10 protein-coding genes and 1 pseudogene are annotated in these 13,785 nt (G+C 69.9%); 6 read left to right on the top strand and 5 right to left on the bottom strand.

The annotated features are described in order from the left end of the window. Positions 1 to 195 precede the first annotated feature (195 nt). The 3 genes and pseudogenes from ACFYWX_RS01230 to ACFYWX_RS01220 all read right to left on the bottom strand — a co-directional run bounded on the left by ACFYWX_RS01230 (position 196) and on the right by ACFYWX_RS01220 (position 3,149). Positions 196 to 1,693 (bottom strand): annotated as a pseudogene (locus tag ACFYWX_RS01230) (IS1182 family transposase). Positions 1,694 to 1,753: 60 nt separating this feature from the next. After that, complete coding sequence (locus ACFYWX_RS01225) at positions 1,754 to 2,392, bottom strand: flavin reductase family protein (RefSeq protein ID WP_389421934.1); 639 nt, start codon at positions 2,390 to 2,392, stop codon at positions 1,754 to 1,756. A gap of 130 nt (positions 2,393 to 2,522) precedes the next feature. Beyond that, positions 2,523 to 3,149, bottom strand: coding sequence for a flavin reductase family protein (locus tag ACFYWX_RS01220; RefSeq protein WP_389421933.1), 627 nt, complete (start codon positions 3,147 to 3,149; stop codon positions 2,523 to 2,525). A gap of 64 nt (positions 3,150 to 3,213) precedes the next feature. On the opposite strand from ACFYWX_RS01220, the gene ACFYWX_RS01215 reads away from it, so the two are divergent. Beyond that, positions 3,214 to 3,939 carry an ArsR/SmtB family transcription factor gene (locus ACFYWX_RS01215; protein WP_389421932.1) on the top strand — a complete coding sequence of 242 codons (726 nt, stop codon included), beginning with the start codon at positions 3,214 to 3,216 and terminating at the stop codon, positions 3,937 to 3,939. Positions 3,940 to 4,059: 120 nt separating this feature from the next. On the opposite strand, the gene ACFYWX_RS01210 is transcribed toward ACFYWX_RS01215, so the two are convergent. Next, the gene (locus ACFYWX_RS01210) at positions 4,060 to 4,419 is read right to left on the bottom strand and encodes an ArsR/SmtB family transcription factor (RefSeq protein ID WP_389421931.1); all 360 of its coding nucleotides are present in this window, start codon (positions 4,417 to 4,419) and stop codon (positions 4,060 to 4,062) included. A gap of 46 nt (positions 4,420 to 4,465) precedes the next feature. Here ACFYWX_RS01210 and ACFYWX_RS01205 point away from each other — a divergent pair, with 46 nt between their 5' ends. From ACFYWX_RS01205 to ACFYWX_RS01195, 3 genes are read left to right on the top strand one after another with little or no spacing between them, the layout of a single operon-like run. Beyond that, complete coding sequence (locus ACFYWX_RS01205; protein WP_389421930.1) at positions 4,466 to 6,616, top strand: heavy metal translocating P-type ATPase; 2,151 nt, start codon at positions 4,466 to 4,468, stop codon at positions 6,614 to 6,616. 49 nt (positions 6,617 to 6,665) lie between these two features. Continuing rightward, a complete protein-coding gene (locus ACFYWX_RS01200; protein WP_389421929.1) occupies positions 6,666 to 8,201 on the top strand; it encodes an AlkA N-terminal domain-containing protein in 1,536 nt (511 codons plus the stop codon). Between the two features lie 19 nt (positions 8,202 to 8,220). After that, the gene (locus ACFYWX_RS01195) at positions 8,221 to 8,709 is read left to right on the top strand and encodes a methylated-DNA--[protein]-cysteine S-methyltransferase (protein WP_389421928.1); all 489 of its coding nucleotides are present in this window, start codon (positions 8,221 to 8,223) and stop codon (positions 8,707 to 8,709) included. A 63-nt stretch (positions 8,710 to 8,772) separates the two neighbouring features. Here ACFYWX_RS01195 and helR read toward each other — a convergent pair whose 3' ends face one another. Then, complete coding sequence (gene helR, locus ACFYWX_RS01190) at positions 8,773 to 10,944, bottom strand: RNA polymerase recycling motor ATPase HelR (protein ID WP_389421927.1); 2,172 nt, start codon at positions 10,942 to 10,944, stop codon at positions 8,773 to 8,775. Positions 10,945 to 11,721: 777 nt separating this feature from the next. Here helR and ACFYWX_RS01185 point away from each other — a divergent pair. Both ACFYWX_RS01185 and ACFYWX_RS01180 read left to right on the top strand, forming a co-directional pair. Further along, positions 11,722 to 13,299, top strand: a complete 1,578-nt coding sequence (locus tag ACFYWX_RS01185; RefSeq protein WP_389421926.1) for a carbohydrate-binding protein — start codon at positions 11,722 to 11,724, stop codon at positions 13,297 to 13,299. 64 nt (positions 13,300 to 13,363) lie between these two features. After that, positions 13,364 to 13,747: a HEAT repeat domain-containing protein gene (locus tag ACFYWX_RS01180; protein ID WP_389421925.1), complete on the top strand. Its 384-nt coding sequence runs from the start codon at positions 13,364 to 13,366 to the stop codon at positions 13,745 to 13,747. The last annotated feature ends 38 nt before the right edge of the window (positions 13,748 to 13,785 follow it).

The raw sequence follows: 13,785 nt of genomic DNA, 5'->3' as shown, positions 1-13,785 counted from the left end.
CTCCGCCGCCCTGGCCGTCTCCCAACGGAAGCCGTGGCCTAGGAGCGTGGGTCAGTAACGAGCAAGCGTCGGCTTCCTGTGGTCGGCGGATCGGTCGCGGCGGCCCTGTCGCGGCTTGTGGAGCTCCGGTGGGGGTCTGCCCCGCAGGGTGTCCGGCCGGCAGGGCTCGTGATGTGGCCGGGGAGGCCAGGCTGGTCAGCCGGCCAGGGCGGGGATCCCTGCTGTGCCGGTGTGCCGGAAGATCTTACTAAGGTTGTGGCAGGCGGCAAGGAGGCGCCATTCTCCTCGAGCGTCTTCCTCGCCGCGCAGGAGGAGTTGGCGGCCGTTCTGGCAGGTCATGATCTGTCCGAAGACGGGTTCGACGATGGCCTTGCGACGGCTGTATGCCTTCCGGCCGGGCTTGGTCCGCAACTTGCGGGCCATGCGCTCCTTGAGTGTGGCGTTCTTGGGGATGCGCCCGCGTGGTGCGGGCGGGACCTGTTCGTCGTGCCCGAGTCGGCCGGTGGCCATGAACGTGTCAGTACCGCAGGTGAGTTGGCGCTCCGTTGCGGCTTCGAGGTTGGTCTCGGAGCAGTAGCCGGCGTCGACGAGGGCCTGCTTGGGGTGGCGGCCGGTGTTCTGGGCGGATTGGTCGAGCATCGTGGTGTAGTTCAGCGCGTCGGAGGCGTTGGTTGTCACGTCGGCGGCGGTGATGATCTGGTGGGCGTCGTCGACGACGGCCTGGGCGTTGTAGGCCTGGATGTAGGCGCCGTCGCTGTTCTTCATGATCCGCGAGTCGGGGTCGGTGAAGTTGGCCTGGGCTTTCGGCTTCGGGCGGGCCCGGCCGTCGGCCTGCTCGCCGGCGTCGGTGACGACCTGCTCGTCAGAGGAGCCGGTGCGTGCCTGGCGGCGGCGTTCTTTGTCCTCGGCATGGCGGCGGGCTCTATCGGCGGCCTCGGCCTCGATCTGGGCGCGAGCGGCCTGTAGCCGCGCGAGACGCTTCTCACGGCGGTCCATCTCGGCTGGCAGGTCGAGCTCTTTGCCGTCGATACCGAGCCGCTCGTCCTCGGCGGCATCGACGGCTTCGGCGTCGGCAAGCAGGGCGGCGGTCTTGGTCTCCAGTTCGGCGATCTCGGCCTCGATCCGTTCCTCCTTGTCGACCAGCCGCCCGTAGCTCATGGCCTTGTGTCTGGAGGCGTTGGCCTCCAGCTTGGTGCCGTCCAGGGCGACGCGGCCCATCTTGACCATGCCGAGCTTCTGCGCGAGGTGCGGGGACTGGAGGAACAGGTCGGCGAGCGCGTCGGTGGCGGCGGCGGAACCGGGCGATCGAGCGGAAGTCCGGGGTCTGGTCCGCGGCCAGGAACCGGAAGGCGACGTCGTCCGCGCACTTGCGCTCGATGACCCGTGAGGAGCGGACACCGGTGGTGTACCCGTAGATCAGCAGGCGCACCATCAGCCGCGGGTCGTAGGGCGGGTAGCCGCGCTTCTCGGTGTAGTCGGACAGGATCGGCGCGAGGTCGAGCGCCTGGTCAACCAGGTCGGCGACGAAGCGGGCCAGGTGGTCTTCGGGCAGCCAGTCGTCCAGTGACGGCGGCAGCAGCAGGACCTGGTGCGGGTCGAATGCCCGGAACCGCTTGTCCACCACCGTCGGACGTGCCCGCGGCTGCTTCGGCTCGACCGGCTCGGCATCGAATAACCCGTCCGTGTGGCGCATACCGTGATCATCTCGCACGAATGGTCACGAGACGCAGGCGGGTGGCCGCCGGATGCCTGCTCAGGTGGCCGTCGACTGGAGCTGGTGCGGCATGTTCCAGCCCTCGGCGAGCCTCGACGGGTGAACGTTGTGGCCACCGCCGAAGAACTCGCAGAACTTCATGATCAGCGGGTCCCAGCCGAGCGGGTCCACGTAGTGCGTCCCCGGGATGACCAGGTCTTCCGCGACATGGGCGCGAAGGACTTCGACCTCGAAGGCGGTGGCGTGCGACTCGGGGCCGCCGAAGGGATGGGCCGAGGCGACCTTGCACTCCAGCTGGATCGGACATTCCGCGGCTCTGGGGGCCCGGACCAGGTCCGATGCCTGCTCGGTCAGGTGGGCTGCCGAGAACTTTTCCGGCTCGTACCGGTAGCCCTGCTCCTTCTTGTAGTCCGGCACGGCCTGCTTCCCGGTGGTGAGCGCGATCCGGTCGACAGCATCGACCATCGCCGACGAGGGCAGGTTGAGCACGCACTCGCCCTCCCGCAGCAAGTTCGCGGTGGTCTGGGCGTTGTTGCCGAGACCGAGCATGCAGGACTGGCCCAGCCACCACGCCGAGGACATCGGCGCGAGATTCGCCGTGCCGTCTTCGTTGAGTGAGCTGATCAGCACCACCGGAGTTCCGAAGTACAGGACCTTGAGCCCGGGGACGACGTGCATGCGCTGTGCCTTTCGCGGAGTGCCAGACGGACAGGCCCGCGATCGGGAACACGAGCCTTCGCTGACTCTCTCGTGAGCGAGCCACTGGCACTGGCGGAAATGCGACATCGCGTTTCGGGCGAGGGAACGATCATCCGATGCCAGAACCAGCCCGGCGTCGGTTACTGGGACACGCTCCTAGCTCGGGGGCGAGCCCGTGGTAGTGACGGAAGTTGTAGATGAGCGGGCTCCAGACGCCGGGGTCGATGTGGTGCGTGCCGGGCACGATGACGCGTTCGTCGGCGTGCACGCGGACCACCTCGCACTCGACCGCGAGGAAGCGCCCTTCCCCGCCCGGAGTCAGTGCCAGGGCCCTGGCCTCCAACTGGAGGGAACACTCCGACACCCGGGGCGGCCGTACGAGGTCCGAGGAGCGCGGGGTCAGCCCGGCGGCGGAGAACTTGTCGGGCTCGTGGCGGTACACCGCCCGCTTGCTCTCCGGCACCGGAGCGGCGCCGGTGAGCGGCGCGAGGCGCTCCACCCGCTCCCACAGATCCGGGGAGGCGAGGTTGATCACCATATCCGGTCGCTCAGCCAGGTTGCGCACCGTCTGGCTGTCGCTGCCCAGACCCAGGACAACATGCTGTCCCAGCGCCCAGGCGGACGAGATCGGAGCAAGGTTGAAGCTGCCGTCCGCGTTCTCCGTGGTGAGCAGGACCACCGGCGTTCCGAAATACAGGATGCTCGGCCGGATCACTCGATGCGTGTCAGTCGTCATGCAAAAACGCTAGGCGCGGGACCCTTCGACGGGCGTCGAAGGGACGGTCACGGACAATGAACGTGTGACCAGCCCCGACGTGTACGCCGAAGAGCCGGACCTCGCCGCCCTGGCGGCCCTCCTGGCCGACCGTACACGCGCCGCCTTCTGCCTCGCCCTCCTCGACGGCCGTGCCTGGACGGCGAAGGAACTGGCCCAGCTCGCCGGAGTCGCCCAGTCCACCGCGACCAGCCATCTGCACCGGCTGGTCGCCGGCGGTCTGCTGGCCGAGGAACGACGGGGCCGCAACCGCTACGTCCGGCTCGCCGACCCGGACATCGCGGAGATGATCGAGGGGCTTGCCGCACGGGCACCTCGGCGTCCGGTGCCGGTGCGTTCGCTCACCGCGGCCCGCCGTCACCGGGCTCTGGCCTTCGCGCGCATCTGTTACGACCACCTGGCCGGGTCGCTGGCGATCGCGATCACCGATGCGATGACCAGCCAGGGGTTCCTGACCTGGCACTACGGGCCGGCTCTCACCCCTTCGGGTGCCCGATGGCTGAGGGAGCTGGGCATCGCCGACGAAGCCGCCGAAGCGCCGCACCGACCGCACGTCCGTACCTGCCTCGACTGGACGGAGCAACGTCTGCACCTGGCAGGCGGTGTGGGCGCGTCCGTCTTCCGGCACGCGGTCGAGCAGTCGTGGATCGTGCACGAGAACGCCACGCGCGTCGTAAGACTGACGGACGACGGACGCGCCGCCCTCCGCCGGTACCTGGGTCTACCGGACACGGCGCTGACCGCCGGCTGAGGCTCCCGCCGGCGTGGACCCGATGGGGTCCCGCCGCGTCCCGACCGGCGGCGGGCAAAAACGTCTGTGAGACGGTGCACATCGGCATGCCGTGTGGCCGTTTACCAGACAACGCCGCCGCTACTCCTCCGCCGCGTCGCTGAGCCCCAGCCGCAAATGCTCCACGTGATAAACGGCCTGGTCGAGCAGCTCGGCGACATGGTGGTCGTGCAACGCGTACACCACCGACCGCCCCCGGCGCTCACCCACCACAAGCCCCAGATTCCGCAGCAGCCGCAACTGGTGCGAGCAGGCCGACTGCTCCATGCCCACCTCCGCCGCCAACTCCGTGGCCGGCAGCGGCCCTTCGCGCAGGCGCGCCAGGATCAACAGGCGGGAGGGCGTCGACAGGGCCTGGAGCGTGGTGGCCACCTTCGCCACGTTGTCGGCGTCCAGACGCACCCGTTCCGCCGCAGTGGTGGTGACCGCTCCATGACCCATGGCCATATCCTACCGACCACGCATGAACAGATGAATGAGTCTTCATATGTTCCTGTATGGTGGCCGCGTGTCAACGACCCTTGCCCCCACGACGCCCCCCACCCGCACCCCGACGGCCCCCCGCCGCCGCACCCGTCTCCTCGCCCTCCCCGAGGCCCGCTGGGCGCTCGCCGCGACCGTCTCCTTCCTGCTGGGTCTCGCGCTGGATGTCGGCGGTGCACCGTCCTGGACGTACGGAATCCTGTATGCGGTCGCCTATGTGTCGGGCGGCTGGGAACCGGCCCTCGAAGGCCTGCGCGCCCTGCGCGAGAAGACCCTCGACGTCGACCTGCTGATGATCGTCGCGGCACTCGGTGCGGCCGCGATCGGACAGGCCCTGGACGGCGCCCTGCTGATCGTCATCTTCGCCACCTCCGGCGCCCTGGAGGCCCTGGCCACCGCCCGCACCGCCGACTCCGTGCGCGGCCTGCTCGACCTCGCCCCCGACACCGCGACCCGGCTCATCGGCAAGGACGGCGACGGAGGAGGCGGCGACGACCGCGAGGAAATTGTGTCGACCACCGAACTCGCCGTCGGGGACGTCCTGTTGGTCCGCCCGGGGGAGCGGATCGGCGCCGACGGACGCGTACTGGAGGGCACCAGCGAGGCCGACCAGGCCACCATCACCGGCGAGCCCCTGCCCGTCGTCAAGCGCCCCGGCGACGACGTCTTCGCCGGCACCCTCAACGGCACCGGCGCACTGCGCGTCCGCGTCGAGCGCGACCCGGCCGACTCGGTCATCGCCCGCATCGTGACCCTCGTCGAGGAGGCCTCCCGCACCAAGGCGCCGACCCAGCTGTTCATCGAGAAGGTCGAACAGCGCTACGCGGTCGCCGTGGTGGCCGCCACGCTCGCCGTCTTCGCCGTCCCCCTCGCCTTCGGTGCCGACCTCACCGACGCCCTCCTCCGGGCCATGACGTTCATGATCGTCGCGTCTCCGTGTGCGGTCGTCCTCGCCACCATGCCGCCCCTGCTGTCCGCCATCGCCAACGCCGGCCGCCACGGCGTCCTGGTCAAGTCCGCCGTCGCCATGGAACGCCTCGGCGAGATCGACGCCGCCGCCCTCGACAAGACAGGCACCCTCACCGAGGGCGCCCCCGAGGTGACGGACGTACGCCCCCTGCCGGACACCGGCCTCGACGCGGACACCTTCCTCGCCCTCGCCGCGGCCGCCGAACACCCCAGCGAACACCCACTGGCCCGCGCGATCGTCGCCGCGGCCCGGGCACGGAACCTGCCGATCGCCATCGCCGAGGACTTCGCGGCCACGCCGGGGCACGGGGTCACGGCGGTGGTCGAGGGGCGGACGGTGACCGTCGGCCGAAGGGAGACGTCCGGCAGTCGTAGGGAGACGGCCAGTAGTCGTATGGAGACGTCCGTCCGGCATATGGACGCTTCTGTCGACCGTATGCACCGTGCCGAAGGTATGCAGGATCCCGTCGATGTCGATGTCGATGTCGATGCCGATGCCGATGCCGATGTTGATGTTGATGCCGATGTTGATGTTGATGTCGACGCAGGCACCGGCGCGACCACCGTCCTCGTCACCCGTGACTCCACCCCTCTCGGCACCCTCACCCTCACCGACCGCCTCCGCCCCGCCGCCCCGGCCACCGCCGCCGCCCTCACCGCCCTCACAGGCACCACTCCCACCCTCCTCACTGGCGACAACGCGCACGCCGCCGCCCGCGTCGCCGCCGCCACCGGCATCACCGACGTCCGTGCGGACCTGCTCCCCGAGGACAAGGTGAACGCCGTACGCGACCTCCAGCGCGCCGGCCGCAGGGTGCTCTTCGTCGGCGACGGCGTCAACGACGCGCCGGCCCTCGCGGCCGCGCACGCCGGGATCGCCATGGGGCGCGCGGGCTCCGACCTCGCGCTGGAGACAGCGGACGCCGTGGTCGTGCGCGACGACCTCACGGCCGTACCGGCGGTGGTACGTCTCTCCCGCGCCGCCCGCCGCCTGGTGCTGCAGAACCTGGTGATCGCGGGCACGTTCATCACCGGCCTTGTTGTCTGGGACCTGGTCGGCCACCTGCCCCTCCCACTCGGAGTCGCAGGTCACGAGGGCTCGACCGTGATCGTGGGCCTGAACGGGCTGCGGCTGCTGCGCGAGTCCGCGTGGCGATCCGCCCAGGCCCAGGACAGCCGAGCTTGATGTCGGATTTCCGCCAGCCCGGGCCGGGTGGGTGCACGATGCTGGACACATGCAGAACGGGATGCACACCGACAGGGAGCACTGTGTACGCGCCGTCCAGTCCAAGGACGCGCGCTTCGACGGATGGTTCTACACGGCCGTCCTGACCACCCGGATCTACTGCCGACCCAGCTGCCCGGTCGTCCCGCCCAAGCCGGAGAACATGACGTTCTACCCGAGCGCGGCCGCCTGCCAGCAGGCCGGTTTCCGGGCCTGCAAGCGCTGCCGGCCGGACACCAGCCCGGGCTCGCCGGAGTGGAACCAGCGGGCCGACCTCGTGGCCCGCGCCATGCGGCTGATCGCCGACGGCATCGTGGACCGCGAGGGCGTCCCCGGCCTCGCCGGCCGCCTCGGCTACAGCACCCGGCAGGTCGAACGCCAGCTGCTCGCGGAACTGGGCGCGGGCCCACTCTCCCTCGCCCGTGCCCAGCGCGCCCAGACGGCCCGCCTGCTCATCGAGACCACGCCGCTGCCCATGGCGGAGGTCGCCTTCGCCGCCGGCTTCTCCTCGATCCGCGCCTTCAACGACACCGTGCGCGAGGTCTTCGCCCTGTCCCCGAGCGAACTGCGCGACCGGACACCGAAGAGAAGCACCAAGAGCCCCCAGGGCCCTTACAGCCCCCAGCCCCTCCAGAACCCTCAGCCACCCCATGTCACCCCGGGTGCCCTCACCCTCCGCCTCCCCTTCCGTGCCCCCCTCAACCCCGACAACCTCTTCGGCCACCTCGCGGCGACCGCGGTACCCGGGGTCGAGGAGTGGCGGGACGGCGCGTACCGGCGCACGCTCCGGCTGCCGTACGGTCACGGCATCGTCGCGCTGACGCCGAAGCCCGACCACATCGCCTGCCGTCTCACCCTCAGTGACCTGCGTGACCTGACCGTCGCCATCAGCCGCTGCCGCCGGATGCTCGACCTGGACGCCGATCCGGTCGCGATCGACGACCAGCTGCGTACGGATCCGCTCCTCGCGCCCCTGGTGGACAAGGCCCCCGGCCGCCGCGTTCCGCGTACGGTCGACGAGGCGGAGTTCGCCGTACGCGCCGTACTCGGTCAGCAGGTCTCCACCGCCGCCGCCCGCACCCACGCGGCCCGTCTGGTCACCGCCCACGGCGACCCGGTCGACGACCCCGAGGGCGGACTCACCCACCTCTTCCCCACGCCCGAGGCGCTGGCCGTGGTGGATCCGGAGTCCCTGGCGATGCCACGGACCCGCCGTACGACCTTCACCACGCTGGTCGGCCAACTCGCCGACGGCAGCCTGCGCTTGGGGCCGGACAGCGACTGGCCGCAGACCCGGGCCACGCTCCTGGCTCTGCCCGGCTTCGGCCCCTGGACGGTCGACGTCATCGCGATGCGTGCCCTCGGCGACCCCGACGCCTTCCTCCCCACCGATCTCGGCATCCGCCGTGCCGCACAGGAGCTGGGCCTGCCGTCCACCCCCGCGGCCCTCACCGCTCGCGCGGCGGCGTGGCGCCCGTGGCGGGCGTACGTGGTCCAGTATCTGTGGGCGACGGACAGCCACCCCATCAACTTCCTGCCCGTGTAAGGAAACTCAGGGACCCATCATGAAGCAGCACACCGTCATCGACAGCCCGTACGGCCCCCTCACCCTCGTCGCCGACGACGACGGGGTCCTGTGCGGCCTCTACATGACCGAACAGCGCCACCGCCCGACGGAGGAGAGCTTCGGCGTCCGCGCCGACAACCCCCTCTTCGCCGAGGCCGAGGAACAACTCGAGGCCTACTTCGCGGGCGAGTTGAAGGAGTTCACGATCGAACTGCGCCTGCAGGGAACCTCGTTCCAGCGCGGCGTGTGGGACCAACTGCGCCGGATCCCCTACGGCGAGACACGCTCCTACGGCGAACTGGCCGACGCCCTGGGCAACCCCAAGGCCTCCCGAGCGGTCGGCCTCGCCAACGGAAGGAACCCCGTAGGCATCATCGTCCCCTGTCATCGCGTCATCGGCGCGAGTGGCAGCCTCACCGGCTACGGCGGCGGCCTGGACCGCAAGCAGCGCCTGCTGGACTTCGAACGGGGAACAGCCCTTTTCTAGAGCACCCGTTCTGGAGCGCCCCGTTCCTGGAGTGGAATTCCAGCTCGGGGCGCTCCAGAGCCGTCAGGAGCTCGTGAGGACGACGAGTTGCCGGGTCGCTCGGGTCATCGCGACGTAGCGGTCGACCGCTCCTTCGACGCCCGTGCCGAACTTCTCCGGGTCGATGACGACGACCAGGTCGAACTCGAGGCCCTTCGACAGCTCGGGGGTCAGCGACCGGACTCGGGACGTCGTGCGGAACGTGGGATCGCCGATGACGCAGGCGATCCCGTCGGCGTGCGCGGCGCGCCAGGTGTCGAGGATCGAGTCCAGATCCGCGACGGAACCGTGTACGACGGGGACGCCGCCGCCGCGGATGGAGGTCGGCACGTTGGCGTCCGGGAGCACGGCCCGGATGACCGGCTCGGCTTCCGCCATGATTTCTTCCGGTGTCCGGTAGTTGATGGTCAGGGAGGCAAGGTTGATCCGGTCGAGCCCAACCCGCTCGAGCCGTTCCTGCCACGACTCGGTGAACCCGTGCCTGGCCTGGGCGCGGTCCCCGACGATGGTGAAGCTCCGGGACGGGCAGCGCAGCAACAGCATCTGCCACTCCGCGTCGGTCAGTTCCTGAGCCTCGTCGACGACCACGTGCGCGAACGGGCCCGCGAGCAGGTCCGGGTCGACGGTGAGCAGTTCGGACTCGTTGACCAGGCTGACCTGGGCGTCCTCGCCGCGCAGCATCGTCACCAGGCCCTCGCCGTCGTCACCGTCGGCGCCGGAGTTGGCCGTGGCCTCGATCAGGTTGTCGACGACCTGTGTCATGCGCTCGCGCTGGGTGGCGAGGATGGCCTTGTTCCGGCGCTTGCGCCTGGCCGCCTCCGGGTCGCCGAGCCGTTGCCGTGCCGCGTCCAGGATCGGCAGGTCGGACACCGTCCAGGCCTGGGGGTCCGCGCGCTGCAGCCGCCGTACGTCGTCGGGGCCGAGCCAGGGAGCGCACAGCCGCAGGTAGGCGGGCACCGACCACAGGTCTCCCACGAGGTCGGCCGCCTCGAGCAGCGGCCACGCGCGGTTGAAGGCGGCGAGCAGCTCCCTGTTCTGCCGCAGGGACTTGCGGAGCAGGTCGGGCGAGACGTCGTCGCCCTCGTGCTTGTCCACCAGGATCGTGAGCAGCTCCTCCAGGACCTGGTCGCGGGCCTCGTTGTGCGGGGTGCCGGGTTCCGCTGCCTCGAACGCCACGGCCCAGTCCGCGGCGCTCAGCCGGATGTCGGACCAGTGGGTCGTGACCGTCATCCCCTTGGCGGGCGGCTCCTCGTAGAACCTGACGGCCTTCTCGATCGCGTTCACCAGGTCCGCGGACGACTTCAGGCGGGCCACGTCAGGGTCGGCCTCGATCGATGCCGCGGCTCCCTCGGCGACCAGGTCCCGAAGGGTGCAGGTCTGCACGCCCTCCTCTCCCAGGCTGGGGAGGACGTCGGCGACGTAGGCCAGGTAGGGCCGGTGCGGACCGACGAACAGCACACCGCCCCGACGGTGACCCAGGCGGGGATCGGAGTGGAGGAGGTAGGCGGAGCGGTGCAGGGCGACGACGGTCTTCCCCGTACCCGGACCGCCGTCGACGACGAGAGCGCCGCGGGAACTGGCCCGGATGATGGCGTCCTGGTCGGCCTGGATGGTGCCGAGGACGTCTCGCATCCGTGCCGACCGGTTGCTCCCCAGGCTGGCGATGAAGGCGGACTGGTCGTCGAGCGCGGCGTGCCCGGCGAACCCGTCCGAGGTGAACACCTCGTCCCAGTAGTCGCTGATCCGGCCGCCCGTCCAGCGATACCTGCGGCGGCTCGCCAGACCCATCGGGTTGGCGTGGGTGGCTCCGAAGAACGGCTCGGCCGCGGGGGAGCGCCAGTCGATCAGCAGCCGACGGCCCTCGCTGTCCGTAAGGCCGAGTCGTCCGATGTACAGGGGCTCGGCGCTGTCCGTGCCGACCATGTGTCCGAGGCACAGGTCGAGGCCGAAGCGACGCAGTGCGCGCAGGCGAGAGGTCAGCCGGTGGATCTCCGTGTCCCGGTCCATCGCGTGCCGGCCCATGCCGCCGGGCGCCCTGCGCTCGGCGTCGAGGAGGTGCGTCAGTTCGGCGATCGTCTGCTCGAGGCACTCCGCGATGGCCGCGAAGTGCTGCTCGTCGCCGGCGATCAGCGTCGGGTCGGCCTTGGGGGAGAGGCGGTCGGGAAGGTCGAACGCACTGGTGGTCAGGGGGGTCACTACATCAGCTCCGAATCGAGGCCGCTTGCGGCCATTGCGCACGACAAGACGTCAGGACCGGTGTGACGAACCCGGTGGCCATGACGGGCAACGCCCCGCCCGACATGGCCACCGTGGCCGTCGCCGGTTCAGGTCGCCGACGTTCGCACGTTCTCGTGTTCTGGGTCCTGCCTCGAAGATCCCGAGTGGTTCAGGCGGTGCACGGCCGGCCTTTCCCGGCTGACCGCGTCGAGCAGCGGCTCCGCGGCCACCGTCGCCCCGGTCACCAGCTCGCACCTCTCCAACGACACACGCACTTCGCGACTCCCCGTTTCCGCAGGTTCTGGCCTATGGCCGGAGATTCTGCGGCACGACGGGGGCCTTGCCGCAAGCCCCCCAGTGCGCTATACGTTGAGAGTGGCAAGGAGCGGGTATTTTCCTCCTTGCCTTTTCTCGTCCCGCTGTGGACGGCCAACCTCCTCGCGAAGCAGCAGCCTGCCGCGTCTTTGTCTTCCGTGTGTGTGGAGCCCCCGCATGCTCGCATGCCCGCACGCCTGCATGCCCTCAATGGTTCATGTCCATGAATAAGGATCACGTACGCGTCTATTGACGCGTTCACGGCAAGGGCTCTAGCGTCCCAGAAAGCGCTTTCTCCACTCCGGATGCGGTCTCCGGACCTCCGGCCTGTTCACACTGTCGAACCATGGCCGAACCGGATCGTCGCACCCGGAACCACCCGCAGAAAAGGGCTCGGCACCGACCCCTCGTCGGACGGGTCCACCAACCTGGAGAGAAACGATGCAACGGAGACCCGTCATCGCGTGCGTCAGCCTGCTGGCCGGCACGCTCGTCGCGCTGTCCGGCAACACCGCGCAGGCCGCGTCCACGCGTTACGAGGCCGAGAGCTCCCCGGCGGTCTGCACCGGCACCATCGACTCCGACTGGGCCGGCTACTCCGGCAGCGGATTCTGCAACGGCAACAACGCGGTCGGCGCCTACGCCCAGTTCACCGTGAACGCCTCCGCCGCGGGCACGGCGACCCTGAAGGTCCGCTTCGCCAACGGAACCACCACGGTCCGGCCCGCGAACGTCACGGTGAACGGCTCGTCGGCCACGTCGGTGTCGTTCGAGAGCACCGGTACGTGGGGGGCGTGGACGACGAAGACGCTGACGGTGCCGGTGAGTTCGGGCAGCAACACCATCCGGATCAGCCCCACCGCCTCCGTCGGCCTGCCCAACATCGACTACCTCGACGCGGAGGTGAGCGGCACCACCACGCCGCCGCCGTCGGGCTCCGCCCTGTACGTGTCGCCGAACGGCACCGACAGCGCGGCCGGAACGGAATCGGCCCCGACGACACTCACCTCCGCGATCAGCCGGATCACCCCCGGCGGAACGATCTACCTGCGCGGCGGGACGTACCGCTACACGCAGACGGTCACCATCCCGGCGGGCAACAACGGCACCGCGAGCGACCGTACGGAACTGGCCGCCTACCCGGGCGAGACCCCCGTCCTCAACTTCTCGGCCCAGACCGAGGACCCGGCCAACCGCGGGCTCGCTGTGAACGGGTCGTACTGGCACGTGAAGGGCATCGTCGTCGAACGCGCCGGTGACAACGGCATCTTCGTCGGCGGCAGCAACAACATCTTCGAGCGCACGATCACCCGCTACAACCGCGACACCGGTCTGCAGCTCTCCCGGATGGCCTCCAGCACCCCCCGCGACCAGTGGCCGTCCAACAACCTCGTCGTGAGCGCCGAGTCCCACGACAACGCCGACTCCGACGGCGAGGACGCCGACGGCTTCGCAGCGAAGCTCACAGTCGGCTCCGGCAACGTCTTCCGCTACGCCGTGTCCCACAACAACATCGACGACGGCTGGGACCTCTACACCAAGGACGACACCGGAGCCATCGGCCCGGTGACCATCGAGGACTCCCTCGCCTACTCCAACGGCACCCTCAGCGACGGCACTGTGAACTCCAACGGCGACCGCAACGGCTACAAGCTCGGCGGCGAGGACATCCCGGTCAACCACGTCGTCCGCCGCAGCATCGCCTACCACAACGGCAAGCACGGCTTCACCTACAACAGCAACCCCGGCTCGATGACGGTGTCGGACAACATCAGCATCGACAACGCCCAGCGCAACTTCTCGTTCGACGCCGGCACCTCGGTGTTCCGGGGCAACACCTCCTGCCGAAGCGGCAGCGGCACGAACGACAGGACCATCGGCAACGTCGACAGCTCGAACCAGTTCTGGTCCGGCACGAACGGCTCCCGCTGCTCCGCCTACTCCGGCGCCCTCCGCTGGTCCTTCGCCTCGGACGGCCGCCTGGTCGTGACCTTCGGCGCCAACCAGGTCACACCGTAACGACCACAGCCGGCCCTCCCCGGCCCACCGGTTTCCCGGTGGGCCGGGGAGCGCCACCGAGTCCATGGACGACCTCATCGTCATGGCCGACGACCCCGACGCCCGCGTCAGGATCTCCGCCTTCCACGCCCTGGCCTGCGACCGATGCAAGGGCGACACCTGCGCACCGGACGCGGAGCAGGTCCTGGCACCCGCACTGAGACACCTGGCCCACGACCCCGACCCGCACGTCCGGAGCAGGGCCGCCGAACTCGTCGGCAAGTTCGCCCACACCGACCCCCGCGCACTCGCCGCCCTGGAGGCGTCCCACACCGAGGACCCGAGCCCGGCGGTCCGAAAGAAGGCCGGCTGGTACACACCTGGCGGAACCATCTACGAGCGAACCGCCCCACGCACCCTCGGACTTCGCAACAGCCCGCGAACCGTCGGCAGCCACCCTCGCCCCTGAACCCCCGACCCGCCTTGGTGATCGTCGCGGGACGAGAA

The sequence above is a fragment of the Streptomyces sp. NPDC002888 genome (assembly GCF_042888465.1).
In the GTDB taxonomy this organism is placed as follows: domain Bacteria; phylum Actinomycetota; class Actinomycetes; order Streptomycetales; family Streptomycetaceae; genus Streptomyces.
This window is presented reverse-complemented; position numbering and strand designations above follow the sequence as displayed.